We start from the raw sequence: 24,508 nt of genomic DNA on the forward strand, positions 1-24,508 counted from the left end.
TTTCACGATTCGTTGAGGAGCATTGCCATGAAAAACAGTCGAGCGCTCATGATGCTGATCGTCGCGATGGTCGCGGGGCTTGCCGCGGTCGTGTTCGCGTCCCGCTGGTTGATGAATACATCCAGCAGCTCGGTCACGTCGGTCGCGGTGGCGACCACCGACCTGAACCTGGGCGAGCCGCTCGGGCCGAACCAGATCCGCATGGTGAGCTGGCCGTCGGGCAGCGTGCCGACCGGCGCGTTCACCGACACGAAGGAACTCGAAGGGCGCGTCGTGCGCACGAGCCTCGCGCGCGGCGAGCCGGTGATCGAGTCGAAGCTCGCGCCGGTCGGCACGAAAGGCGGGCTGTCCGCCGTGATCGCCGACGGCAGCCGTGCGATCACCGTGCGCGTGAACGACGTGGTCGGCGTTGCGGGCTTCGCGCTGCCGGGCAACTACGTCGACGTGATCGTCAACACGCAGGAACAGCAGGGCAAGACCGACGGGCAGAGCATCTCCAAGATCGTGCTCGAGCACATCCTGGTGCTGGCCGTCGCGCAGCAGGTCAGCCGCGACGACACCGCACCGAAGGTGGTCAACGCGGTGACGCTCGAAGTCACGCCCGACCAGGCCGAACGCCTCGACCTCGCGCGCAGCGTCGGCACGCTGTCGCTCGTGCTGCGCAACCAGGTCGACCAGAAGACGCTGACGACCGACGGCGCGACCAAGCTGACGCTGCTTGGCAAGGCCCCGGTGCCGGATGCACCGCCCGCACCGGTACACGAACGCGTGCGGACCGTGCGCGTGCACGTCGCGTCGCACGCGGCACCGGAGGCGCGCCACGATTGTGTCGGCGTGCTGACCGGAGTACGGGGCAGCGTCGAATGCTTCTGAAGCCGTAGAACACACATCCAGACAAACACATCAACCAGATCGGCCGCCGTCAGGGCACGGCGGCCTTGGAAGTCGACAACCGGCGGCTCGCCGGTCACTCGGGGGATCAGACGAAATGAAGATCAATCCGCAACATTCAGGTACCGGCCCGGTGCGCACACGCATCGCACGGGGCATGATGATGGCCGCGATCCTGTGTACGGGGTGGCTGACGGTATACAGCGCGCTGGCCCAGGAAGGCGCGGAATCGGCCGCGCTGATGAAAGGCGGCGCGAGCGCGCCGGCTGCCGTCGCCAAGGGGCCGATGCAGATGACGATCAGCATGGCGCCGGCGGTTGCCGCCGCGCCTGCCGCGTCGGCAGGCCCGCTGCGCGGACCGAATTGCGTGGGCGCGGTGCGCGAGTCGACCAGCGTCAGCGTGCCGCTCGGCAAGTCGCTGCTGGTGCCGATGCCGGAGCCGGTCCGCAACCGGACCATCGGCAACCCGGCCGTCGCGCAGGCGACGATGGTGTCGCCGCAGACGCTGTACATCCTCGGGCTGACGGTCGGCACGACCAACATGATCGTGCAGGGCCGCAGCGGCGCATGCCGCGTGATCGACGTGGCGGTCGGCGCGGACGCCGGCGGCCTGCAGGCGTCGCTGACGCAGCTGATGCCGAACGAGCGCGACATCCACGTCTCGACCGCCGCCGGCACGATCGTGCTGGCGGGCAACGTGTCGAACTCGCAGGCCGCGCAGCAGGCGGTGCAGATCGCCCGCGCATACAGCGAAAGCGCCGGCGACGGCAGCGGCAAGGGCGCCGGCGTGCTGAACATGCTGGCCGTCACGTCGCCGCAGCAGGTGATGCTCGAGGTGAAGGTCGCCGAAGTGTCGAAGACGCTGATCAACCAGATGGGCAGCGCATTCAACATCCAGGGCGGCTTCGGCTCCTGGAGCGGCGCGCTCGTCAGCAACCTGCTCGCGGGTGTCGCAAGCGCCGCGGTCTTCAACAAGGCGAACAACAAGCCGTTCAGCATCGCGGCCGATGCGCAGAACACCGACAACCTCGTCAAGATCCTCGCGGAGCCGAACCTCGTGACGATCAGCGGCCAGGAGGCGACGTTCCTCGCCGGCGGCAAGATCTTCATCCCGGTGCCGCAGAGCAGCGGGACGGGCACGTCGACGATCACGCTGCAGGAAGAGGAGTTCGGCGTCGCGCTGAAGTTCACGCCGACGGTGCTGGGCAACGGTCGGATCAGCCTGAAGGTCGCGCCGGAAGTGTCGGAACTGTCGCAGACGGGCGTCACGCTGAGCGCGACCAACATCGGCGGCACCTCGATCCTGCCGCTGATCACGACCCGGCGCGCGTCGACGACGGTCCAGATGGGCGACGGCGAATCGTTCGCGATCGGCGGGCTGATCAAGGACAACGCGAGCGGCGCGCTGAAGGCGATTCCCGGCGTCGGCGAGGTGCCGGTGCTCGGCGCGCTGTTCCGCAGCACGTCGTTCCAGCAGGACCGCACCGAGCTGATCTTCGTGATCACGCCGCACCTGGTGAGGCCGTTGCAGACCGCCGACCTGCCGCTGCCGACCGACAGCTTCTCGAAGCCCAACGAAGCAGACGTGTATGCGACCGGCAACATGGAAGGCCGCAAGGGTGTCCGCAAGGCGGGCGCGCAACCGGCGAGCGGCGCGATGAATGCACCGCAGACGCCGGCACCGGCTCCCGCGCCGCAATCGGCTGCACCGGCCGCCGCGCTGCCCGCACCGCGTGCGCCGCAACCTGCCGAAGCACCGGCACCGGCACCGGTGCCGGCGCAGCCCGAGAAGCCGGCGGCCGCAGCGGCCGCCACGGCGGGGGCGGTGAACGTCGAACCGGTGCCTGCCGTGCCGTTGCGGCCGCAACCACAGGCCGACGCGGCCAGCGCGGCACGGATCGCGCGCATCGAAGCCGCTGCCGCGCGTCTCGCGGCGGCCGGCTCCGACACGCCGGCAAAACCGGCGCCGCGTTCGAAGCAGAGTCTGCCGGCCGCCGCCCACGCGCAGATCGCGCGGGCGAATGCGGAACCCGCGTCCAACGATCGTTGAAGCCATCCAAGGGGAAGCTCATGAAATCCGCCTACCTCGTATTCGTGCGCCGTGCGGCGCTCGCCGTCCCGCTCGCGTTCGCGCTTGCCGGCTGCATGTCATCCACGCCGGTGTGGGACAGCCGCTTCGGCGACTCGGTCCGCGCCGTCACGCAAGCCCAGATCATCGATCCGCATGCCGCCGAACACGCGGCCTCGCGGCAGGGGGTCGACGGCAGCGCCGCCGCGTCCGCGCTCGACAACTACGACAAGTCGTTCAAGCAGCCCGAACCGAAAGCCAATGCATTCGTGATCGGGATCGGCAAGTCGTCGGGGCAATAACACAGGCACGCTCAGGGAGAACGCCATGTCCAGCGCAGCTCGTCATCCGAAACTCACGCGTCGCGGTATGCGTCGCCAGCAAGGCGCCGTCGCGATCATCGTCGGCCTCGCACTGGCGGTGATGATCGGGTTCGTCGGTCTCGCGCTGGACCTTGGCAAGCTGTACGTCACGCGCAGCGAACTGCAGAACAGCGCCGACTCATGCGCGCTGTCCGCTGCGCGCGACCTCACGTCGGCCATCAGCCTGCAGGTCGCGGAGGCGGACGGCATCGCCGCCGGCCACTCGAATTTCGCGTTCTTTCAGCAGAACGCGGTGCAGATGCAAACGGATTCGAACGTCACGTTCAGCGATTCGCTGACCAATTCGTTCCTGACGAAGACGGCGGTCGCCACGCCGGCGAACATCAAGTATGTGAAGTGCACCGCGCAGTTGACCAACATCGCGCACTGGTTCATCGAAGTGCTCAACACGATTCCCGGCGTGCAGGTCGCGAACGCGGCGCAGGTATCGGCGAGCGCGATCGCGACGGTCGGCGCCGGACAGACCACCTGTGCGATCCCGGTGTTCGTGTGCCGGGCGTCGTCCACCGCGCCGTACAAGGTGGGCGACTGGATCGCGTCGCCGTCCGGCTCGTCGTCGACGTACGGGCCCGGCAATTTCGGCTGGGCCGCGCTCGACGGTTCGACGAACGAAACGACCATCGCGAGCGAATTGTCCGGCAATACCTGCAACATCACGTCGCCGCCCAAGCTCGGTTCGACGGGCCTGAAGTCCGCGTCGCTGCGCGCCTGGAATACCCGTTTCGGCATCTACACGAACGGCGCCAACGGCTCGAGCGGCCAGCCGGACTTCACCGGCTACGCATACGTCGGCCCCAACTACGGGCCGCCGGGAACCGCGGGCATCGTCGGCGACGCGTACACGCAGTTCGTGCTCGATCGCGCAAGCTTCAAGTCCTACCAGGGCGACGGCGCGCCGCCGGCCGGCAGCGGCATTGCGACCAATGGGACCGCCACGGCAAGCAACTATCAGACGTTCGGCGGCGACCGCCGCGTCGCACTTGCCCCCGAGGGCGACTGCTCGACGCTGAGTGGGGCAAGCAACCAGTTGACCGTCACGCAGTGGGACTGCGTGCTGATGCTCGATCCGCTGCCGTTCAGCCCGGGCGCCGGCGGGGTCGTCGCGCATCTCGAATACCTCGGCTCGGCGTCATCCGGCAACACGCCTTGCGCGACGCACGGTTTGCCGGGCAGCGGCAGCTCGGTCGGCCTCAAGGTGCCGATGCTCGTTCAATAGAGGAGACGCGATCATGAAAAGGTTCCCGATTCGCCGGTCGCGCATGCGCGGTGTCGCCGCGGTCGAGTTCGCGCTCGTGCTGATGCCGATGATCGTGCTCGCGACCGGTGTGGCCGAGTTCGGCCGCGCGATCTATCAGTACGAGACCCTCACCAAGGCGACGCGCGACGCGGCGCGCTACCTGTCGGTCTATCTGCCGGCCGACAGCGCCTATCCGCTCGCGGCGGCGCAGTGCCTGGTCGTCTACGGCAACACGACCTGCGGGTCTGCCGGCACCGAGCTGGTGCCGGGGCTCACGACATCGATGGTGATCGTGTGCGACGCCGCGCATTCGACCGATTGCGCCGACGCGTCCGACCCGCCGCAGTTCGCGAACCTGCCGACCTACGACTCGACCAACAACGCGGCAAGCGGCACGGCGACCGGCAGCATCAACGTCGTCGAGGTGAAGGTGAAGGGCTATCAGTACCAGCCGATTCCGGCCTACCCGGGGCTGTCGTCGATCACCTTCGGCAACATCGTCACCGTGATGAGGCAAGTGTCATGAACGCGCGCCCCTTCCCGCTGTCGCGCCGTCGCGGCCAACGCGGCGCGACGATCGTCGAGTTCGCGCTGATCGCATCGATCCTGATCATGCTGCTGATCGGCATCTTCGAATTCGGGCGCGTGCTGTTTTACTGGAACACCGCGACCGAGGCCATCCGGCTCGGCGCACGCACGGCGATCGTCTGCGACGTGAACGCCGCCGGCGTCGTGAAGCGCGTGAAGTCGCTGATGCCGATGCTGTCGAACGCGAACGTGTCGGTTAGCTACACGCCGTCGGGTTGCGACGTGAGCTCCTGCTCGTTCGTGACCGTCAGCATCACCAACGTCACGGTCAGGACGATGATTCCGATCGCGAACGTCGCGATCACGATGCCGCCGTTCACCACGACGATGTCGCGGGAAAGCCTGAACTCCTCGACGGGCGGTAGCGCCTGTCAATAATCGAAACCGACGAGGCACAGTCATGATCAATATCCTCGTAGCTGCCGACGATACCGCCCGGCTCACGCAGACCGCGCGCCTGGTCACCGACAGCGGACACTATCGCGTGACACGCGCGCATGGACGGCCGTCCCAGATCGAGCATCGAACGGACGGGCTCGATTCATTCGATATCCTGCTGATCGACGGCGCGACGACCGACGCGTCCGAGCTGTCGGCGCTCGAACGGATCTGCCGGCTGCACCCGGGCCTGACCTGCATTCTGGTGACGGCCGATGCGGCGCCGAACGTGCTGCTGGACGCGATGCGCGCCGGCGCGCGCGACGTGCTGCAGTGGCCGCTCGATCCCGCGGCGCTCGCCCGCGCGCTCGAGCGTGCCGCCGCGCAAAGCACGCGGCGCGACGGCGACGATACGCGCTTCGTGTCGTTCATGTCGTGCAAGGGCGGCTCGGGCACGAGCTTCGCCGCGAGCAACGTCGCGTACGAAATCGCCGAAACCCACAAGCGCCGCGTGCTGCTGGTCGATCTGAACCAACAGTTCGCGGATGCCGCGTTCCTCGTCAGCGACGAGACGCCGCCGTCGACGCTGCCGCAGCTGTGCGCGCAGATCGAGCGACTCGACGGCGCGTTTCTCGACGCGAGCGTCGCGCACGTGACGCAGAACTTCCACGTGCTCGCGGGTGCGGGCGACCCGGTCAAGGCCGCGGAGATGCGCGAGGATGCGCTCGAATGGATCCTCGGCGTCGCGGCGCCGCGCTACGACTTCGTGATCTTCGACATCGGCGTGAGCATCAATCCGCTGTCGATGATCGCACTGGATCGCTGCGACCAGATCCAGCTCGTGCTGCAGCCGGCGATGCCGCACGTGCGCGCGGGCCGCCGGCTGCTGGAGATTCTCGTGTCGCTCGGCTACCCGACCGACCAGATGCGGCTGGTGGTGAACCGGATGACGCGCGCGAGCGAACGGTCCCGCACCGCGCTCGAGGAAGTGCTCGGCCTGCATGCGAGCAGCACGATACCCGACGACGCCGACACCGTGCGCGAGGCGCTCGACCAGGGGCATCCGGTCTCGCGCGTCGCACGCAGCGCCGCGGTGACGCGTGCGTTGCAGGCCTGTGCGAAGCAGATCGTCGAAGGGGACGTGCGCACCCGGCACGACACGTCCAGCAGCGAACCGTTGATGTCACGGCTGTTCGGCCGCAAGGCCACGCCGAAGCTCAAGTCCATGTGAATCTTTCGGGGAAACCATCATGTCATTGCGCGAACAGATGTCCTTGTACCGGACGCAGCCGCAGGCGGCGGGCACCGAACCGGCAGGTGCGACGCATTCGTCGGTACGCGACGCGTACCAGAAGCTGCGCCGTGAAATTCATCTGGCGGTTCTTGAGCGGGTCGAGCTGGAGCGCCTGTCGCGCCTGCCGCAGGAACAGGTGCGGCAGGAAATCGCGGCGCTGATCTCGCGCATCCTCGACGAGGAGCGCCTGCTCGCGAACGACATCGAGCGGCGTCAGCTCGTGATCGACGTGTATGACGAAATGTTCGGCTTCGGACCGCTGGAGGCGCTGCTGCGCGACCCCGGCATCTCCGACATCCTCGTGAACACGTACCGCCAGGTGTACGTCGAGCGCGCCGGCCAGCTCGAGCTGACCGACGTGACGTTCTACGACGACGCGCACCTGATGAAGGTGATCGAGAAGATCGTGTCGCGGGTCGGGCGCCGAATCGACGAATCGACCCCGATGGTCGATGCGCGTTTGCCGGACGGCTCGCGCGTGAACGCGATCATTCCGCCGTCGGCGATCGACGGGCCGCTGATGTCGATCCGGCGTTTCGCGGTCAACCCGCTGAAGATGGACGACCTCGTGAGTTACCAGAGCCTCACGCCGCCGATGGCGGAACTGCTCGATGCGCTGGCCAGGGCGAAAGTGAACGTGCTCGTGTCGGGCGGGACCGGCAGCGGCAAGACGACGCTGCTCAACATCCTGTCGGGCTTCATCCCGCGATCGGAGCGGATCGTGACGATCGAGGATGCGGCGGAGCTGCAGCTTCAGCAGCCCCACGTGCTGCGGCTCGAAACGAGGCCACCGAACATCGAGGGCAAGGGCGAGATCACGCAGCGCACGCTCGTGCGCAACGCGCTGCGGATGCGGCCGGACCGGATCATTCTCGGCGAAGTGCGCGGCGCGGAAGCGCTCGACATGCTCAATGCGATGAACACCGGCCACGAAGGCTCGCTCGCGACGATTCACGCCAACACGCCGCGCGACGCGCTCACGCGGCTCGAGAACATGATCAGCGTCGGCGGCCTGACGCTGCCGCCGAAGACGATGCGCCAGCAGATCGCGTCGGCGATCTCGGTGGTGGTCCAGGCGACGCGGCTCACCGACGGCAAGCGCAAGATCGTCAGCATCCAGGAGCTGACCGGGATGGAAGGCGACATCATCAACATGCAGGAGATCTTCACGTTCAAGCGCACCGGCATGGATCGCGACGGAACGGTGCGCGGACACTTCTGCGCGACCGGCGTGCGGCCGAAGTTCGCCGAGCGGCTGCAGGCGTTCGGCATCAACCTGCCGGATTCACTCTACGACCCGGCGCAGCGTTACGAGACGAAGTGACGGCGCGCGTTCGTCTGATTCCGGGGAGGTCTCATGGACTCGATATTCTACGGTTTTGTGATTCTCACCTTCGTCGCGGTCGTGCTCGCGATCGAAGGCGTCTATCAATGGTGGAACTCACGCCACGGTGCCGCGGCACGCCGGATCGAGTCGCGCCTGCGCGCGATGTCGGCCGGCGGCAGCGTGCAGCAGGAGCGGCTGTCGATTCTCAAGAAGCGGATGCTCGACGAGTCGAAACCGTTCGACCGGCTGCTGCTGCGCGTGCCGCGTGTGCAGTCGGTGGACCTGCTGCTGCAGCAATCGGGGCTCGACTGGACGGTGGCGAAGCTCGTCGTGTACAGCACGGTATTGCCGGTGACGGCGATGCTCGTCCTGTTGTTCACCCCGTTGCCGCTGATCGCCGTGGTGCCGATTGCGTTGCTGACCGCGTGCTTTCCGGCCTTGTACGTGATGCGGCATCGCAACCGGCGGATGCTCAAGCTCGAGCGCCAGCTGCCGGATATCTGCGACATGATCGCGCGCGCGCTGCGCTCCGGGCACTCCTTTACGAGCGCGCTCGGCATGGTCGGCGAGGAGTTTCCCGATCCGATGGGCGGTGAATTCCGGATCACGTTCGACGAGATCAATTACGGCGTATCGCTGCACGATGCGCTGGTGAACCTCGCGACGCGCGTGCCGGCCCACGATCTGCGCTACTTCGTGATCGCGGTGCTGATCCAGCGCGAGACCGGCGGCAACCTGGCCGAGCTGCTCGACAGCATCGCATCGCTGGTTCGCGAGCGCTTCAAGCTGTTCGACAAGGTCCGCGTGCTGTCGGCGGAAGGGCGGCTGTCGGCCTGGATCCTCGGGCTGCTGCCGTTCGGCACGGCGGGCATGATGGCGGTGTTGAACCGGGAGTTTCTGTCGGTGCTCTGGCAGGATCCGGCCGGCATCAAGATGGTTGGCGTGATGCTGGGGTCGATGGCATTCGGCATGCTGTGGATTCGCCGCATCATCCGGATTCGCGTCTGACGCGTGTCTCAGGCTTCACGAACCGATTCGAGGCTGTCATGCAAAACCTGAGCGTAGTACATACCGTGATGCTGGCCGGCTTGTTCATCTTCGTCGCCGGCGGCGTGCTGGTCGCGATGCTGCTGTTTGCGCCGCGCAACATGGAGCGCCGGATCCAGCAGGCGAGCGGAGCAAGTGTCGGCATCGGCGCCGGCGCGGGCGACGGCGGCGGGCAGGCATCGCGCTGGGTCGCGAAGCTCGTCGAGCTGTCGCAACCGATTTCCCGGCTGTCGGTGCCGCAGGAGGGCTGGGAGAATTCACCGCTGCGGATCCGGCTGATGAACGCCGGCTGGCGCGATCCGAACGCGGGCGCGCTTTACTTCGCGGCGAAGACGGTACTCGCGCTGGCGCTGCCGGGCGCGGCGCTGCTGGCGCTCGCCACGACCCGGCTCGCAGGTCAACGCATGCTGCTGTCGTTCATCCTCGTCGCGCTCGCCGGGATCGGCTACTACGTGCCGAACGTGATCCTCAAGCGGCGGATCGCGACGCGTCAGCGGGTGATCTTCGAGGACTTTCCGGATGCGCTCGACCTGCTGACCGTATGCGTCGAAGCAGGGCTCGGGCTCGATGCGGCGCTGATGAGGGTGAGCGAGGAACTGCGCTTTCGCAGCGAAGTGGTCGCGAGCGAGCTCGACTTGCTGCTGCTCGAGATGCGTTCCGGGTTCACCAAGGAAACCGCGCTGCGCAATCTGGCACTGCGGACCGGCGTCGAGGACATCGAATCGTTCTGCGCGATGCTGATCCAGGCCGACCGCTTCGGCACGAGCATCGCCGAATCGCTGCGCGTGCTGTCCGACATGCTGCGCACGCGGCGGCGGATGCGCGCCGAGGAGCGCGCCGCGAAGATCGCGCTGAAGCTGCTGTTCCCGCTGATCTTCTGCATCTTCCCGGCGCTGATGTGCGTGTTGCTCGGGCCGGCGATGATTCACGTGTATCGCGTGCTGCTGCCGACCTTCACGAGTATCGGGCAGTAAGCAGCGGCGCGGGACTGCCGCGCGAACCGGATGTACGTGCCGCCCGGGCACCGCCGGCCGGCACGGTCACCGTCTTCATGGGAGGCTCCTCCTCCCCCCGGGCGGCGCCGCGAGACAGGTCGATCATAGCGGCGTCAACGCAACCCGGACCCATGGTCGACCATGGAGACAGCCGTAGTCCACTGCCCGCGCGGGTGGCCCCCTACGGCTAACCCCGGACGGAAAACCGCCCGGAACGGACCAGCCGTCACGGCTGAATCCATTCGTGTCGATAACGCGAGCGATTGTTTACCGGATTGCCGCTCGACGCAGGCAACCGCCGCGCGGCCGCGGCACGTATCGACAGATGCCGCCGCCGATGCGCGCGTCATCGCGCCCGAAAATCTCCTTGAAATCGTCGATTCGAATTCCTACGATTGTTCAAAATCAGGCTCGAATGATGCCGCGAACGGGACGATCGCCCCGCGTCGCGGAAAGAACGAACACAACGCCTGAAAATCGAGCGACTGCCCGACAATACGGGCAACAGGCCAGTCAAGCACGATCGGGGCCGGGGGAATCATGAACGAATACGCAGCGCGATGCACGCCGCCTGACGCTTCATCGAACAGGCGCCCACCCGCGCGGACCGAACCTGCGATGCCACCGGGCTTCGGCGCGCGTCGTCTCCCTCCCGATTCCTGACGGCCGGCGCGCGCAACCGCGCCCGGAACACCGCTTTCTCACCGACATCCTGTGCACCGACGCACACGCGTATCGGGCCGCTCGCGGCCGGCGTGGCGACGCACGTCGCGCACTTGACGGACCGACATAACAATTCGAACGAGGGACGCAGCATGGCCATCCATGTGCCTGTGACACGCCGGACGTTTCTGAAGCTCGCCGGCAGCGGCGCCGTCGTCGCCGTTTCGGTTACGCATTTGCCGGCACTCGTACTCGCCGCAGGCGAGACGCAGGTCGATGCGGACGGCCCGAGCTGGGCGCCGGTGCCCGGCAAGGCGCGCTGGCGCATCGATGGCATGCCGAAGGTAACGGGCCAGAAGATCTACGCGCGCGACTTCAAGTCCCGCGACTTCGTCGGCTGGCCGCAGCAGGAAAACTGGCTTTATGCACTGCGCTGCGACCGGGTCGACGCCGTGTATCAGGGCTACGATCTCGGCGTGCTGCCGCACAAACTGCGGCCGATCGCCATCGTCGACAACGCGTTGCTGAGCGCGCGCAGGATCAAGCTTGCACCGGGGCCCGATCCGATCGCGAACCAGGACATCTACTGGCTCGCGCGAGTGGGTTATCCGGCGGACTGCTACGGGCAACCGGCCGCGCTGTTGATCTTCGAGAACTTCGACATCTATCGTCGCGCGAGGAAGCTGCTCGATTTCAATCGCAGCGTGATCCGGTACGGCGCGCCGGTCGGCACCGGCCAGGCCGCACCGGTCGTGCCGTATTCGCCCGTGACCGTCTACGTGCGCGACGACGCGCGGCGGTTCAGCTACGTCGACAACTACCAGACCGACGGCAACGGCAAGCCGACGGCGAAGTACCTGGAGGAACGTGAGGCGGCGGTCGCCAACATCGATGCGACGATCGCCAGCCACGCGGCCGCCGGCACGTGGATCGGCATTCGGGCGACGGGCGACGAGGGGTTCGAGACGCCGGCGATGGACCCGATGTTCATGGAGCCCGAAGCGGGACTCGCATGGTACGACGCGTCCGCGTCGAAGATCAGCCTCGTGCTCGGCACGCAGTCGGCGAACGACGATGCGAATGGTGCGTGTTTGCTGTTCGACGGCAGCGCCGTCGCGGTCAAGGAGGCCCAGGTCATCGCGTGCTACCCGGGCGGTGGCTTCGGCGGACGCGACAAATCCTACTTCCCGCTTTATCTGGCCTTGGCGGCACCGTTTGCGAAGGGCGCGCTGCGTTGGCAGCAGTCGCGCTACGAGCAATTCCAGGTTGGCCTGAAACGCTGCGAAACGCAGTTCTCCGAATCGCTGTGGTTCGACCGCCGCGGGAAGCTCGAAGCGATCACCTGCGATTTCCTGATGAACGGCGGCGGAAAGAAGAACCTGTCGCCGTACGTCGCGCAGCTTGCCGCGTTGAGCGCGATGAGCTGCTACGAGATTCCGCGGGCACGCGCGCAGGCCGCGTCGACCTACACGCGGGAAGTCTTCGGCGGTTCGCAGCGCGGCTTCGGCGGGCCGCAGGCGTTCATGGCGATCGAGACGCTGATGGACGAGGCCGCACGCCGGCTGGGGATGTCGCCGTTCGAGATCCGGCGCGCCAACCTGCTCGGCAAGGCGCCCGAGCTCGGCAAGGGCCGCGCGATCACGGGCGCGCCGATCCTGTTCGACCTGCAGCTGGACGCGCTGCTCGACCGGCTCGAACGTCATCCGTTATGGCTCGAGCGTGAGCAGATTCGTGCCGAGCGCAGCGCGCGCGGCCTCCGCTACGGCGTCGGCCTCGCGATGGCGAACGAAGCATACGGCACCTCCGGCGACGGGATGTTCGGCATGGTGCAGATCCTGCCTGACGGCAACCTGCGCGTGGTCACGCCATACACCGACATGGGCAACGGCGCGGCCACGACGCTCGGTCTCGCGCCGGCCGAGTTTCTCGGGCAAAACGCGCAAACGATTGCGATGAGCGAGATCGGGCCGTTCAACGCGCTCGGGTTGAAGCGTTCGAGCAGTCCGCCCGACGACAGCAAGTACGTCTGCTACACCTACGGTTCGTCGAGCGCCTGTCTCGGCGCATTCCATCAGTACCACGCGGTCAAGGGCGCCGCGCAGGTGCTGTTTCTGCAGAGCGTGCTGCCCGCTGCGCGCGCGTGGTGGGGCATACCCGTGCGTGCGGAGGACGTGCGCTGGACCGATCGCGCACTCGCCGCGAACGGCCTCGCACCGATTCCGTGGGCGGCGCTGCTCGGCACGATCAGGAAGCTAGGATTACAGACGATCGCGGCCGTGCATGCGAGTTATGCCGGGTATTTCTGGAAGGGAACCTATCCGTTCGCGTCCGGCAATGCGCAGGTCGACTACGACTACGTGGCGGTCGGCCTCGATCCGTATCACCTGACACCGTTGAAGCGCGTGCTGCAGCCGCCGCCGGTCAATACGACGCTTTACGGGCGCACGACCTACGCGCCGTCGGCGACGCTCGTCGCGGTGTCCGTCGATTCGGCGACCGGGCGCGTGAAGGTCGAACGCGTGGTGACGGCGGTGAGCGTCGGCCGGCAGTTGTCGCCGGAGCTCGTGGAAGGGCAGTCGCAGGGCGCGGTCGCGATGGGTATCGGCAACGTGCTGACCGAAACCTGTCCGCTGGGGCCGGACGGGCCGGGCGGCGGCCGATGGAATCTGGATCGCTACGAGGTCACGCGGCTGCCGGACATTCCCGTGCAGGAGCTGATCGCATTACCGCCGCCCGGCGGCGATCCCGCGAACGCACGCGGCATCGCGGAAGCGGTGATGTGTCCGATCGCGCCGGCGCTGCTCAATGCGCTCGCGATGGCGACGGGGCGGCGGTTTCGGGTGACGCCCGTGACGCCGGAGAAGATTCGGGAGGCACTGCAATGAGCAATCCGGTCCGAATGATCGTCAACGGCAAGCCCGTCGAAGCGGACGCGGCCGACGCGGACATGAACCTCATCGACTTCCTGCACGAGCGGCAGGACCTGACGGGCACCAAGCTGTGCTGCGGCATCGGCGTGTGCCGCGCGTGCACGGTCGGCGTACGCAATGCGCCCGATGCGCCGATGGAAAAGACGCTGTCGTGCTCGACGCCGGTCAGCGCGATGGCGGACATGCACGTGTACACGATAGAGGGGCTCGCGCAGGGCGGCGCGCTGTCGCCGCTGCAGCAGAGCTTTCTCGAGTCGTTCGCGTTCCAGTGCGGTTACTGCGTGTCGGGTTTCCTGATGGCCGCGACCGCGATGCTCGATCATCTGCGCGCGCAGCCGGTGCACGAGCGCGATCTGGACGCGATGATCGAAACCTGGGTGGGCGGCAACATCTGTCGTTGCACCGGTTACGTGAAGTACATCGAGGCCATTCGCAAGGTGGCGATACGCTACACGAAGGGGGCGGCATGACGATGAGAACCTGCGTCGTCGCGCTGGCGACGATGCTGGCCGCACAGGTCGCGCCGCTCGCGCTCGCGACGGCAAGCGGCGATACGTCGCTGCACGAGTATGCGCAGCAGTGCACCGACGAAATCGGCGAGATTCCCGCGTTCGACTGCAATGACGGCACCGATGTGCCGATCACCGTCAACGGCCGCGTGCCCGCGCGCTACGCGGCGCACATGACGTGCGATCGCCCGGCGCTGTTGCCCTACGACGCGCCGACGTCCGGACAGTGCACGCCGTATTCGAAGATCCTCGACCTGTCGCGCGGCGACACGCAGATCTCGGCGTTTTGCCGCCGCAAGCAGATCCGCGCGAACCGGAGCCCGTATTACGACGAAGTCGACATCGTGCTGCATCATGCGGGCAACGGCAAGACCTGCTGGTTTCATGCGGAGAAGGGCGGCACCGAGGGCATGAACGCAGCGCGCGTGCCGCCGCCGAACGAGACGACGCCGCCGCCCGGCCATCCGTCCGCGGCGGAATTCTGGTGGAAGCCGGCCGCGACCGCGACGAAGCGCTGCGTGTCGTGTCACGACGCGAGCCCGGTCATGTACAGCCCGTGGATCGGCCAGGTCTGGAACAAGGTGCCGACCGATCCGTGGGGCAAGTACGTGAACCTCGGCGCCGACTTCGCGTCGTGGACGTCGCGCGCGATCAGCACGCCGGGCAATACCTGCATCGGCTGTCACCGGATCGGCGATCAGAACAGCTGCAAGATCTACGTGCCGCTGGCCGCCGGTTTGCTGCCGCCGCCGAAGGGAAGCAACGCGCGTGCGAGCCGGTATCCGATGACGCACTGGATGCCGATCGACAACAACAAGAGCCTGTATGAATGGAATGCGGCGAACGCGAAGTCGGTAAGCGATCTGCTCGAATGCTGTTCGGCGCGTGGCAAGAACGATCCGAAGTGCAGTTTCACGCCCGCGGCGCAGGCGGCCAAATAGGTCGCGCGCGGGTTGCGCGCCGGTTCCGATCGCCGGCACGTCCGGCCCGAGCGCCTGGCGTGCCGGCGGTATCGCGCAACGAGACCGGTTACTGCGGCCGATCTCGTTGCGCGTATTTCAGAAATGCACGACGGTCCGGATGGACTTGCCTTCGTGCATCAGGTCGAACGCTTCGTTGATGCCGGTGAGCGGCTTCGTGTGCGTGACGAACGGCGCCAGCTGGATCGTGCCGGCCATCGCTTCCTCGACCATGCCCGGCAGTTCGGAGCGGCCCTTCACGCCGCCGAATGCCGTACCGAGCCAACGGCGACCGGTGACGAGCTGGAACGGGCGCGTGGAGATTTCCTGGCCGGCGCCCGCGACGCCGATGATGACGGACTGGCCCCAGCCGCGGTGCGCACATTCGAGCGCGGCGCGCATCACGTTGACGTTGCCGATGCACTCGAAGCTGTGGTCGACGCCCCAGCCGGTCATGTCGACGATCACTTGCTGGATGGGCTTTTCGTGGTCCTTCGGATTGACGCAGTCGGTTGCGCCGAACACGCGTGCGAGGTCGAACTTGCCGGGGTTGGTGTCGATCGCGATGATGCGGCCGGCCTTCGCGAGCTTGGCGCCCTGAATCACCGCGAGGCCGATGCCGCCGAGACCGAATACGGCCACCGTATCGCCTTCCTGAACCTTCGCGGTGTTCTTCACCGCGCCGAGGCCGGTCGTGACGCCGCAGCCCAGCAGGCACACCTGCTCCGGGTTCGCGTCCGGGTTGATCTTCGCGAGCGAGACTTCGGCGACGACGGTGTATTCGCTGAACGTCGAGCAGCCCATGTAGTGATAGATCGGCTGGCCGTTGTAGCTGAAGCGCGTGGTGCCGTCGGGCATCACGCCCTTGCCCTGGGTGGCGCGCACCGACACGCACAGATTCGTCTTGCCGCTCTTGCAGAACAGGCACTCGCCGCATTCGGCGGTGTACAGCGGAATGACGTGATCGCCGGGTTTCACGCTCGTCACGCCTTCGCCGACTTCCACCACGATGCCGGCGCCTTCGTGGCCCAGCACGGCGGGAAAGATGCCTTCCGGATCGTCGCCCGACAACGTGAAGGCATCGGTGTGACAGACGCCGGTATGGGTGATCTTGATGAGCACTTCGCCCTTGCGGGGCGGTTCGACGTCGATTTCGACGATCTGGAGCGGCTTACCCGCCTCGAACGCAACTGCGGCACGTGATTTCATGGCAATCCTGTCAAAAAAGAATCATCGAATGGCTCGGACGTCGACGAACCTGCGCCGGTCAGCGCAAGTAGGACCGGACGAGGGTCACGATATCGTCGATCGATCCGGACGAGGGCCGCGGGGCGTCCGCGAGCTGGGTGAATTCCTCGCGCAAATGGCTTTCGAGCACGCCGGCCATCACGCCGTTGATCGCACCGCGGATGGCAGCCAGTTGCTGAAGTATCGGGCCACAGTCCGCCCCCTCCTCGAGCGCTTGCTCGAGCGCGTTCAGCTGCCCGCGAACACGGCGCACGCGGGTCAGGACGCGTTTCTTTTCTTCGGGGGAATGGGGCATGGGATCGGTGGGTTCCGGATACTGGGGGGCAGTATAGAGCAATGCGGCGCGAAGGTATACGGGATCGCTGCCGGGCAGGCGCCGCGCGCGTGCGCCTGCCCGGCACATCGTCAGATCAGCAGCGTGAGCGTGCGGAACAGTGCAAGGTCCTCGCTGCGCGCCGACCGCGCATGCCGCCGGATCACCTGCAGCAGGCAGTCGATGAAGCAGCGCGCGGCGTCGCTCAGCGTGCTGCTGCGGCGCGTGACGATGCCGAGTTCGCTCGGCTCGAAGGTCTCCCTGAGCGACAGCACGCGCATCCGCTCACCGAACGGCGGCACCGCCGCGAGGATCGTCGGGCACCACGTGCACATGCCGGCCTGCTCGAGCATCGTCTGCAGCATCGCGACCGATTGCGCGCGCACGATGCGCCGCTCGTCGATCCGTGTGCCGTGCCGCGTGAACAGATAGTCGACGAGCGCGGCCTGGCCGTCGGCCGACGAATTCAGCACCCAGTCGCATTCGAGCAGGTCGTGCACCGACTTCGCGCGTTCGAGCGGATGCCCGGCGCGCACCATCACCGACGTCTCGTAGCGCAGCAGCGGCTCGAACGCGAATTCCTGCGCGCCGCCGCCGGCCTGCACGTGACCCAGCGCGAAATCCATGCTGCCGTCGCGCAGCAGCGGTTGCGCGACGGCCATCAGCGCTTCGTAGAGTTCGAGGCGCACGTCGGGCATCCGCTCGCGAAACCGCAGCACGGTTTCCGCGAGGAACGTCATCGTCAGCCACGGCGTGACGCCGACGCTCAGCCGCCCCTCGACGCGTCCGCGCATTCGTTCGAGATCGCTTTGCGCATGCTCGAGCTGCTTGAGCACGAGCTTCGCGTGCGTGAGCATGCGGGGATTCGGCACAAGTTCTGACCGGATCGGGATCGAAAGCGGGCCGGCTGGCCGGTGCGCGACGTCGACGCGACGCGCTCCGTGTGTCAACCCCGCGCCACCCCCGTCGATTCCCGCACGACGCGCTCCGGCGCCCCGATCCGTGACGTCGGAAACCGCACTGGCCGCGCGGGCAACGTTGCACGAGCGTCGCGCAGCCGCCGATGCCGACGCAAAGAACGCGTGCGTTGCCTGCTATCCGCGAATGCCGACCCGATACCGGGTCGTCTGGCGATAGGTCTGGCCCGGATGAAGGATGGTTTCATCGCGCAACGCGTCCATGTTGACCTGGTTCGGATAGAACCCGGCTTCGACGCACAGCGCCGCATGCCGCACGCACGGGATGCCGCCGCCCACGCGCACGCCATCCAGATAGTTACCCGTATAGAGCTGCAGCCCGCGCTGATCCGTCGACACGGTGAGCTCCCGACCGCTTTCCGGATCGTAGATCGACGCGACGGGCCGCACGCCGCGCGTAGGGTCGCGCAGCACGTAACAGTGATCGAAGCCGCGCCCGCGCGCGAGCTGCGCATGCGGCCAGTCGAGGCGGGCGCCGATCGGCGCGCTCTGCCGGAAATCGAACGCGGTGCCGGTCACGTCGGCCGTGCCGGTCGGGATCAGCGCGTCGTCGACTTCGACGAACGCGTCGGCGTCGACCTGCAGCAGGTGGCCGCGCACGTCGCTGCCCGCGCGTCCGCTGAGGTTGAAGTAGCTGTGATTCGTGAGGTTCAGCGGGGTCGGCGCATCGGTTCGTGCCGAATAGTCGATCGTCAGCGTGCCGTCGTCGTCGAGCACGTAGCGCACCTGCACGCTCACGTTGCCGGGGAATCCCGCATCGCCTTCCGGCGAATCGAGCCGCAGCGTCAGCTCGCCGCGGTCGTCGATCACGTCCCAGCGCGCGCGATGAAAGCCGCTTGCGCCGCCGTGCAGCAGATTGCCGTTCTCGTTGCGGTCGAGCGTGTAATCGATGCCGTCGAGCGTGAAGCGCGCGTCCGCGATCCGGTTGGCCCAGCGGCCGACCGTCGCGCCGAGGTACGCACCCGATTCGAGGTACTCGGCCGGCGTGTCGTGCGCCAGCACGATATCGGCGAAGCGCCCGGTGCGGTCGGGGGCGAGCCACGACACGACGGTCGCGCCGAGATCGCTGACGACGACGCGCATGCCGTGCGCGTTGCGCAGCGTGTAGCGCCGCACCGGGTCGCCGCCGGGCAGCGTGCCCCACGGTTCGGACGGAATGCGGCCGACGTCGGATGCCGGGCGGGGGGAGTCGGTGTCGATATGCATGTGTGGGTTCGCTCGTGAGCGGTGAATTCAGTGAGCCGATGCCGCGCGTTCCTGATACTCGCGCGGCGTGCAGCCGAGTTCGCGGCGGAACACCGCATACATGTATTGCAGCGACGTGAAGCCGCAGCGGATCGCGACTTCCGCGCTCGACGCATTGCGGCTCGCGAGCAGCGCCTGCGCGGCCTCGATCTTGTGACGCAGGATTTCCTGGTGCACGGTGCGCTGCAGTTCGCGCCGGAAGTGCTCTTCGAGCAGCGAGCGCGACACGCCGACATAGTCGGCGACCTGTTCGGTCTTGATCCCCTGGCACGCGTACTGCCGGATGAAATGCCGGGCGCGCATCACGTGCGGGCTCGCGAGCGGCTGGTGGCGCGTCGATTCGAGCACGTTGATGCCGACCGGGGGCACGAGGATGCGCTGCCCGGGAAACCTCGCGCCGCGCAGCATCCGGTGCAGCAGGTGCGCGGCGGTGCGGCCCATTTCCTCGGTGCCCTGGATCACCGACGACAGCGGAATGCGCGTCAGCGTGCGCGTGAGCGGATCGTTGTCGATGCCGATGATCGCGACCTGTTCCGGCACCGCGATGCCGGCGAGCAGGCACGCCTGCAGCAGATGCCGCGCGCGCGCATCCGTGACCGCGATCACGCCGACGGGCTTCGGCAGCGCATGCAGCCAGCCGATCAACTGCTCGATCGCGTGATTCCAGCCCGATGCGCTCGTGGACACGCCGCGGTAGATCGGCGCGTCGAGCCCGTCCGCGCGCGCGAGCCGGTCGAGCGCGAGCTCACGCTGCTGCGCCCAGCGGTTCTCCTGCGCGACCGGCAGGCTGTACATCGCGAAATGCGTGAGCCCCGCGCCGATCAGATGCGTATAGGCGAGCGACACGAGCTTCGGGTTGTCCGTCGCAATATATGGGACGCCGTCCGGGTACTGCGCTGGATCCTCATACGACGAGCCGACCGCGACGATCGGCAGCGGCGAGCCGGCGAGCGCGTCGGCGACGGCCGGATCGTCGAAGTCCGCGATGATGCCGTCGCCGTCGAAGCGTTCGATGCCGGCAAGCCGGCAGCGGAAGTCGTCTTCGAGGAACAGGTCCCACACGACGCGCGTCGTGTGCAGGTACTGGCCGATGCCGCTGATGATCTCGCGGTCGTAGACCTTGTTCGCGTTGAACAGCAGCGCGATGCGGTGCGGCGTCTGGGCGGAAGAGGCACGGGTCATGTCGGTCTCGGGGCGGGCGCCGCTCGGGCGTCTCGCCATTGTCTCCGGGGCGCGCGGGCGGTGCCGCGCGGTTCTCTGGTGTCCGGCGATTGTAGGACGGAACGCACGCCGCGCGCAGCGGCTGGCAAGAAACGTTAAGCGTGCTGCGCAATTTCGCAATTGCCGGCCGGCAGTCGCGCGGGCACGATCCAGCCAACCGGATTCGACCGCGTGCGTCGTCGCGACGCGCGTTGCGCTGCACCAAGACCCAGCACGGAGACACCATGTCGTATTTCGAACACATTCCCGCCATTCGCTACGAAGGTCCGCAGTCGGACAACCCGCTGGCTTACCACTATTACGACCCCGAGAAACGCGTGCTCGGCAAGACGCTCGCCGAGCATCTGCGGATCGCGGTCTGCTACTGGCATACGTTCGTATGGCCGGGGCACGACATCTTCGGGCAGGGCGCGTTCCGGCGGCCGTGGCAGCAGCCGGGCGACGCGCTCGAACGTGCGCGGATGAAGGCCGATGCCGCATTCGAGTTCTTCACGAAGCTCGGCACGCCTTTCTACACGTTCCACGACACCGACGTCGCGCCGGAAGGCGACAGCCTGCGCGAGTACGCGGCCAATTTCGCACGGATGGTCGACTATCTCGGCGAGCGCCAGCAGGCGAGCGGCGTGCGGCTGCTGTGGGGCACTGCGAACCTGTTCTCGCACCCGCGCTTCGCGGCGGGCGCCGCGACGAATCCGAACCCCGACGTGTTCGCGTGGGCCGCGACCCAGGTGCGCCACGCGCTCGACGCGACACACCGGCTCGGCGGCGAGAACTACGTGCTGTGGGGCGGCCGCGAAGGGTACGAGACGCTGCTCAATACCGACCTGAAGCGCGAGCGCGATCAGTTCGCGCGTTTCCTGTCGATGGTCGTCGAGCACAAGCACCGGATCGGCTTCAAGGGTGCGCTGCTGATCGAGCCGAAACCGCAGGAGCCGACCAAGCATCAGTACGACTACGACGTCGCGACCGTGCACGGCTTCCTCATGCAGTACGGACTGCAGAACGAGATTCGCGTGAACATCGAGGCGAACCACGCGACGCTCGCCGGCCACTCGTTCCATCACGAGATCGCGAATGCGTTCGCACTCGGCGTGTTCGGCAGCGTCGACGCGAACCGCGGCGATCCGCAGAACGGTTGGGATACCGACCAGTTCCCGAACAGCGTCGAGGAACTGACGCTCGCGTTCTACGAGATCCTGCGCCACGGCGGCTTCACGACCGGCGGGATGAACTTCGACGCGAAGGTGCGGCGCCAGAGCATCGATCCGGAAGACCTGTTCTACGGCCACGTCGGCGCGATCGACGTGCTCGCGCTCGCGCTCGAACGCGCGGCCGTGCTGGTCGAGAACGACCGGCTCGATGCGCTGCGCCGGCAGCGCTACGCGCAGTGGGACGACGCGTTCGGCCGCAAGATCCTGTCGGGCGGCTATACGCTGCAGTCGCTCGCGGACGACGCGCTCGCGCGCGGCGTGGACCCGCGGCATGTGAGCGGCGCGCAGGAGCGGCTCGAGAACATCGTGAACCAGGCGATCTACGGGCTGCGCTGACGCCATGTACATCGGACTCGATCTCGGCACGTCGGGCGTGAAGGCGGTGCTGCTCGACCGCGACGGTGTGGTGCGGGCGAGCGCGAGCCGCACGCTGACGGTGAGCCGGCCGCGGCCGCGCTGGTCCGAACAGGCGCCGCGCGACTGGTGGGACGCCGCGTGCGGCGCGCTGGCCGCGGTCGTCGATGAGGCGCGCGCGGCCGACATCGATCCGCGCGACATCGACGCGCTGGGACTGACCGGGCAGATGCACGGCGCGACGCTGCTCGATGCGCACCGCGACGTGCTGCGCCCCGCGATCCTGTGGAACGACGGCCGTGCGGACGCGGAGTGCGCGGAACTCGAGCGGCTCGTACCCGCGCTGCGCGCGGTGACGGGCAACGTCGCGATGCCGGGCTTCACCGCGCCGAAACTGCTGTGGGTGCGCCACCACGAGCCCGACGTGTTCGCGCGCATCGCACACGTGCTGCTGCCGAAGGATTACCTGCGCTACCGGCTGACCGGCGCGTTCGCGACCGATCCGTCGGATGCCGCCGGCACGCTCTGGCTCGACGTCGCGAAGCGCGACTACGACGATACGCTGCTCGCCGCGTGCGGGCTGTCGCGCGCGCAGATGCCGGCCGTGTTCGAGGGCAACCGCGTGACCGGCACGCTGCTGCCGGCCGTCGCGCGCGCGCTCGGGCTGCGCGAGATTCCGGTGGTGGCCGGCGGCGGCGACAACGCGGCCGGCGCGGTGGGCGTCGGGATCGTGCGGCCCGGCGACGCGTTGCTGTCGCTCGGCACGTCGGGTGTCTATTTCGCGGTGTCGGACGGGTTTCGCGCGAACCCCGAATCGGCGGTGCACAGCTTCTGCCACGCCCTGCCCGATACCTGGCATTTGATGTCGGTGATGCTGAACGCGGCCGGCTGCATCGACTTCACCGCGCAACTGGCCGGTTACGACGGCGTTGCCGCACTCCTCGCCGATGCCGAGGCGAACGCGCGCGCCAGCCGCCCGTGGTTCCTGCCTTACCTGAGCGGCGAGCGCACGCCGCACAACGACGTGAATGCGAAGGGCGTGTTTTACGGGCTCACGCCCGACACGCAGCGCGCGGATCTCGCGAACGCAACGCTCGAAGGCGTCGGCTTCGCGTTGCTCGACGGCATCGATGCGCTGCATGCGGCCGGACTGGCGCCCGAAGGCATCACGGTGATCGGCGGCGGCTCGCGCAGCGCGTACTGGACGCAGATGCTCGCCGACCTGAGCGGTCGCGCGCTGACGCTGCGCGCGGGCGGCGAGGTCGGCCCGGCACTCGGCGCCGCACGGCTCGCGCATCTCGCGCTCGAACCGGATGCGTCGCTCGACGACGTGTGTCCGCAGCCGCCGATCGTCGCGGTGCGCGAGCCCGATCCCGCGCGACACGCGTGGTATCGCGATGCGCGGCGGCCGACGTTTCGCGCGCTTTACCGCGCGCTCGAGCCGGTGTTTGCGACGGGCGCGTGACCGGCGCTTCGCCGGTGCGATCCCGTGCTTTGCAGTGACTCGATGCGGGCGGCGCATTCCCGCGGCCGCCCGGTGTTCGTGAGTTGTCCAATAACAAGGAGTGGAGACATGAAATCCGTGACGCGTCGTACCGTATTGAGTTCCCTTGCCGGCGCGGCAGCGCTGGCGCTCTTCGCGCTCGGCGCGCCGCTCGCGCATGCGAGCAAGGACAAGCCCGAGATCGGCTTCTGCATCGACGACCTGCGCGTCGAGCGCTGGTCGCGCGATCGCGACTATTTCGTCGCGGCCGCGACGAAGCTCGGCGCGAAGGTGTCGGTGCAGTCGGCCGATGCGAGCGAGGAGCGGCAGATTTCGCAGATCGAGAACCTGATCTCGCGCGGCGTCGACGTGATCGTGATCGTGCCGTTCAATTCGAAGACGCTCGGCAACGTCGTCGCCGAAGCGAGGAAGGCCGGCATCAAGGTCGTGTCGTACGACCGTCTGATCCTCGATGCGGACGTCGACGCGTACATCTCGTTCGACAACGAGAAGGTCGGCGAACTGCAGGCGAAGGGCGTGTTCGATGCAAAGCCGAAGGGCAACTATTTCCTGCTCGGCGGCGCGCCGACCGACAACAACGCGAAGATGCTGCGCGAGGGCCAGTTGAAGGTGCTGAAGCCGGCGATCGATCGCGGCGACATCAAGGTCGTCGGCCAGCAGTGGGTGCCCGAATGGAGCGCATCGACCGCGCTGCGCATCGTCGAGGATGCCCTCACCGCGAACAACAACCGGATCGACGCGATCGTCGCGTCGAACGACGGCACCGCGGGCGGCGCGATCCAGGCGCTCGCCGCGCAACACCTGGCCGGCAAGGTGCCGGTGTCCGGGCAGGACGCGGACCTCGCGGCGGTCAAGCGCGTGATCGCCGGCACGCAGACGATGACCGTCTACAAGCCGCTGAAGCTGATCGCGAGCGAAGCCGCGAAGCTCGCGGTCGATCTCGCGAAGGGCACGAAGCCCGCGTTCAACGCGCAGTACGACAACGGGAAGAAGAAGGTCGACACGGTGCTGTTGCAGCCGACGCTGCTCACCAAGCGCAACGTCGACGTCGTCGTGAAGGACGGCTTCTATACCCAGGCCCAGCTCGCGAGCCAGTAACGGCGCGACGGGCAGGATGCGTGCGGCCGGCCAGGTGCGGCCGCATGCTCACTGCGAGGCAATGAACG

At 67.4% G+C, this 24,508-nt stretch carries 21 protein-coding genes; 16 read left to right on the plus strand and 5 right to left on the minus strand.

The window, feature by feature from the left end; genetic code table 11:
* Nucleotides 1–27: 27 nt before the first annotated feature.
* The 13 genes from cpaB to WS46_RS10660 all read left to right on the plus strand — a co-directional run bounded on the left by cpaB (nucleotide 28) and on the right by WS46_RS10660 (nucleotide 15,251).
* Complete coding sequence (gene cpaB, locus WS46_RS10600) at nucleotides 28–873, plus strand: Flp pilus assembly protein CpaB (protein ID WP_059536027.1); 846 nt, start codon at nucleotides 28–30, stop codon at nucleotides 871–873.
* Between the two features lie 115 nt (nucleotides 874–988).
* Nucleotides 989–2,941 carry a type II and III secretion system protein family protein gene (locus WS46_RS10605; RefSeq protein WP_059690481.1) on the plus strand — a complete coding sequence of 651 codons (1,953 nt, stop codon included), beginning with the start codon at nucleotides 989–991 and terminating at the stop codon, nucleotides 2,939–2,941.
* Nucleotides 2,942–2,961: 20 nt separating this feature from the next.
* On the plus strand, nucleotides 2,962–3,261 hold the full coding sequence (locus tag WS46_RS10610) for a hypothetical protein (protein WP_059594593.1): 300 nt from the start codon (nucleotides 2,962–2,964) through the stop codon (nucleotides 3,259–3,261).
* A gap of 25 nt (nucleotides 3,262–3,286) precedes the next feature.
* Nucleotides 3,287–4,558, plus strand: coding sequence for a pilus assembly protein TadG-related protein (locus WS46_RS10615; RefSeq protein ID WP_059690482.1), 1,272 nt, complete (start codon nucleotides 3,287–3,289; stop codon nucleotides 4,556–4,558).
* 13 nt (nucleotides 4,559–4,571) lie between these two features.
* Nucleotides 4,572–5,105, plus strand: coding sequence for a TadE/TadG family type IV pilus assembly protein (locus WS46_RS10620; RefSeq protein WP_059690483.1), 534 nt, complete (start codon nucleotides 4,572–4,574; stop codon nucleotides 5,103–5,105).
* Nucleotides 5,102–5,545: a TadE/TadG family type IV pilus assembly protein gene (locus WS46_RS10625; RefSeq protein WP_059536043.1), complete on the plus strand. Its 444-nt coding sequence runs from the start codon at nucleotides 5,102–5,104 to the stop codon at nucleotides 5,543–5,545. Before WS46_RS10620 ends, WS46_RS10625 begins: the two co-directional genes overlap by 4 nt.
* A 22-nt stretch (nucleotides 5,546–5,567) precedes the next feature.
* Nucleotides 5,568–6,776 (plus strand): AAA family ATPase, encoded by a 1,209-nt coding sequence (locus tag WS46_RS10630; RefSeq protein WP_059690484.1) that lies wholly within the window; start codon nucleotides 5,568–5,570, stop codon nucleotides 6,774–6,776.
* A gap of 19 nt (nucleotides 6,777–6,795) precedes the next feature.
* Nucleotides 6,796–8,163 (plus strand): CpaF family protein, encoded by a 1,368-nt coding sequence (locus WS46_RS10635; protein ID WP_059536051.1) that lies wholly within the window; start codon nucleotides 6,796–6,798, stop codon nucleotides 8,161–8,163.
* A gap of 33 nt (nucleotides 8,164–8,196) precedes the next feature.
* Entirely contained in the window at nucleotides 8,197–9,174 is a 978-nt protein-coding gene (locus tag WS46_RS10640; RefSeq protein WP_059536055.1) for a type II secretion system F family protein, read from the plus strand.
* Between the two features lie 38 nt (nucleotides 9,175–9,212).
* The gene (locus tag WS46_RS10645; RefSeq protein WP_059690485.1) at nucleotides 9,213–10,187 is read left to right on the plus strand and encodes a type II secretion system F family protein; all 975 of its coding nucleotides are present in this window, start codon (nucleotides 9,213–9,215) and stop codon (nucleotides 10,185–10,187) included.
* 836 nt (nucleotides 10,188–11,023) lie between these two features.
* Nucleotides 11,024–13,756 (plus strand): xanthine dehydrogenase family protein molybdopterin-binding subunit, encoded by a 2,733-nt coding sequence (locus WS46_RS10650; protein ID WP_059690486.1) that lies wholly within the window; start codon nucleotides 11,024–11,026, stop codon nucleotides 13,754–13,756.
* The gene (locus WS46_RS10655; RefSeq protein ID WP_059690487.1) at nucleotides 13,753–14,271 is read left to right on the plus strand and encodes a (2Fe-2S)-binding protein; all 519 of its coding nucleotides are present in this window, start codon (nucleotides 13,753–13,755) and stop codon (nucleotides 14,269–14,271) included. The genes WS46_RS10650 and WS46_RS10655 overlap by 4 nt, the downstream gene beginning before the upstream one ends.
* The gene (locus tag WS46_RS10660; RefSeq protein ID WP_059690488.1) at nucleotides 14,268–15,251 is read left to right on the plus strand and encodes a hypothetical protein; all 984 of its coding nucleotides are present in this window, start codon (nucleotides 14,268–14,270) and stop codon (nucleotides 15,249–15,251) included. Before WS46_RS10655 ends, WS46_RS10660 begins: the two co-directional genes overlap by 4 nt.
* A gap of 117 nt (nucleotides 15,252–15,368) precedes the next feature.
* Here WS46_RS10660 and WS46_RS10665 read toward each other — a convergent pair whose 3' ends face one another.
* From WS46_RS10665 to WS46_RS10685, 5 genes are all read right to left on the minus strand, one after another.
* Nucleotides 15,369–16,478 (minus strand): S-(hydroxymethyl)glutathione dehydrogenase/class III alcohol dehydrogenase, encoded by a 1,110-nt coding sequence (locus WS46_RS10665; RefSeq protein WP_059536073.1) that lies wholly within the window; start codon nucleotides 16,476–16,478, stop codon nucleotides 15,369–15,371.
* 58 nt (nucleotides 16,479–16,536) lie between these two features.
* Nucleotides 16,537–16,812 (minus strand): formaldehyde-responsive transcriptional repressor FrmR, encoded by a 276-nt coding sequence (gene frmR / locus WS46_RS10670; protein WP_006753040.1) that lies wholly within the window; start codon nucleotides 16,810–16,812, stop codon nucleotides 16,537–16,539.
* A 110-nt stretch (nucleotides 16,813–16,922) separates the two neighbouring features.
* Nucleotides 16,923–17,687: a LysR substrate-binding domain-containing protein gene (locus tag WS46_RS10675; RefSeq protein ID WP_059690489.1), complete on the minus strand. Its 765-nt coding sequence runs from the start codon at nucleotides 17,685–17,687 to the stop codon at nucleotides 16,923–16,925.
* Between the two features lie 237 nt (nucleotides 17,688–17,924).
* Nucleotides 17,925–19,013 carry an aldose epimerase family protein gene (locus WS46_RS10680; protein WP_059536093.1) on the minus strand — a complete coding sequence of 363 codons (1,089 nt, stop codon included), beginning with the start codon at nucleotides 19,011–19,013 and terminating at the stop codon, nucleotides 17,925–17,927.
* Nucleotides 19,014–19,040: 27 nt separating this feature from the next.
* Nucleotides 19,041–20,234 (minus strand): DNA-binding transcriptional regulator, encoded by a 1,194-nt coding sequence (locus WS46_RS10685; protein ID WP_059690490.1) that lies wholly within the window; start codon nucleotides 20,232–20,234, stop codon nucleotides 19,041–19,043.
* Nucleotides 20,235–20,497: 263 nt separating this feature from the next.
* Here WS46_RS10685 and xylA point away from each other — a divergent pair, with 263 nt between their 5' ends.
* From xylA to xylF, 3 genes are all read left to right on the plus strand, one after another.
* On the plus strand, nucleotides 20,498–21,820 hold the full coding sequence (xylA, locus tag WS46_RS10690; protein ID WP_059690555.1) for a xylose isomerase: 1,323 nt from the start codon (nucleotides 20,498–20,500) through the stop codon (nucleotides 21,818–21,820).
* Between the two features lie 4 nt (nucleotides 21,821–21,824).
* The gene (gene xylB, locus WS46_RS10695) at nucleotides 21,825–23,303 is read left to right on the plus strand and encodes a xylulokinase (RefSeq protein ID WP_059690491.1); all 1,479 of its coding nucleotides are present in this window, start codon (nucleotides 21,825–21,827) and stop codon (nucleotides 23,301–23,303) included.
* Nucleotides 23,304–23,411: 108 nt separating this feature from the next.
* A complete protein-coding gene (xylF, locus tag WS46_RS10700) occupies nucleotides 23,412–24,440 on the plus strand; it encodes a D-xylose ABC transporter substrate-binding protein (protein ID WP_059536104.1) in 1,029 nt (342 codons plus the stop codon).
* Nucleotides 24,441–24,508: the final 68 nt, after the last annotated feature.

This window comes from Burkholderia sp. RF4-BP95, from assembly GCF_001521985.1.
In the GTDB taxonomy this organism is placed as follows: domain Bacteria; phylum Pseudomonadota; class Gammaproteobacteria; order Burkholderiales; family Burkholderiaceae; genus Burkholderia; species Burkholderia diffusa.

Excerpts from the sequence above, each read along its gene's own strand:
- WS46_RS10640 (WP_059536055.1), top strand. The coding sequence starts at position 8,197 with ATGGACTCGATATTCTACGGTTTTGTGATTCTCACCTTCGTCGCGGTC.
- xylB (WP_059690491.1), top strand. The coding sequence starts at position 21,825 with ATGTACATCGGACTCGATCTCGGCACGTCGGGCGTGAAGGCGGTGCTG.
- cpaB (WP_059536027.1), top strand. The coding sequence starts at position 28 with ATGAAAAACAGTCGAGCGCTCATGATGCTGATCGTCGCGATGGTCGCG.
- WS46_RS10660 (WP_059690488.1), top strand. The coding sequence starts at position 14,268 with ATGACGATGAGAACCTGCGTCGTCGCGCTGGCGACGATGCTGGCCGCA.
- WS46_RS10620 (WP_059690483.1), top strand. The coding sequence starts at position 4,572 with ATGAAAAGGTTCCCGATTCGCCGGTCGCGCATGCGCGGTGTCGCCGCG.
- WS46_RS10645 (WP_059690485.1), top strand. The coding sequence starts at position 9,213 with ATGCAAAACCTGAGCGTAGTACATACCGTGATGCTGGCCGGCTTGTTC.
- WS46_RS10605 (WP_059690481.1), top strand. The coding sequence starts at position 989 with ATGAAGATCAATCCGCAACATTCAGGTACCGGCCCGGTGCGCACACGC.
- WS46_RS10655 (WP_059690487.1), top strand. The coding sequence starts at position 13,753 with ATGAGCAATCCGGTCCGAATGATCGTCAACGGCAAGCCCGTCGAAGCG.
- xylF (WP_059536104.1), top strand. The coding sequence starts at position 23,412 with ATGAAATCCGTGACGCGTCGTACCGTATTGAGTTCCCTTGCCGGCGCG.
- WS46_RS10615 (WP_059690482.1), top strand. The coding sequence starts at position 3,287 with ATGTCCAGCGCAGCTCGTCATCCGAAACTCACGCGTCGCGGTATGCGT.
- WS46_RS10610 (WP_059594593.1), top strand. The coding sequence starts at position 2,962 with ATGAAATCCGCCTACCTCGTATTCGTGCGCCGTGCGGCGCTCGCCGTC.
- WS46_RS10625 (WP_059536043.1), top strand. The coding sequence starts at position 5,102 with ATGAACGCGCGCCCCTTCCCGCTGTCGCGCCGTCGCGGCCAACGCGGC.
- WS46_RS10675 (WP_059690489.1), bottom strand. The coding sequence starts at position 17,687 with ATGCTCACGCACGCGAAGCTCGTGCTCAAGCAGCTCGAGCATGCGCAA.
- frmR (WP_006753040.1), bottom strand. The coding sequence starts at position 16,812 with ATGCCCCATTCCCCCGAAGAAAAGAAACGCGTCCTGACCCGCGTGCGC.
- WS46_RS10650 (WP_059690486.1), top strand. The coding sequence starts at position 11,024 with ATGGCCATCCATGTGCCTGTGACACGCCGGACGTTTCTGAAGCTCGCC.
- WS46_RS10665 (WP_059536073.1), bottom strand. The coding sequence starts at position 16,478 with ATGAAATCACGTGCCGCAGTTGCGTTCGAGGCGGGTAAGCCGCTCCAG.
- xylA (WP_059690555.1), top strand. The coding sequence starts at position 20,498 with ATGTCGTATTTCGAACACATTCCCGCCATTCGCTACGAAGGTCCGCAG.
- WS46_RS10680 (WP_059536093.1), bottom strand. The coding sequence starts at position 19,013 with ATGCATATCGACACCGACTCCCCCCGCCCGGCATCCGACGTCGGCCGC.
- WS46_RS10685 (WP_059690490.1), bottom strand. The coding sequence starts at position 20,234 with ATGACCCGTGCCTCTTCCGCCCAGACGCCGCACCGCATCGCGCTGCTG.
- WS46_RS10630 (WP_059690484.1), top strand. The coding sequence starts at position 5,568 with ATGATCAATATCCTCGTAGCTGCCGACGATACCGCCCGGCTCACGCAG.
- WS46_RS10635 (WP_059536051.1), top strand. The coding sequence starts at position 6,796 with ATGTCATTGCGCGAACAGATGTCCTTGTACCGGACGCAGCCGCAGGCG.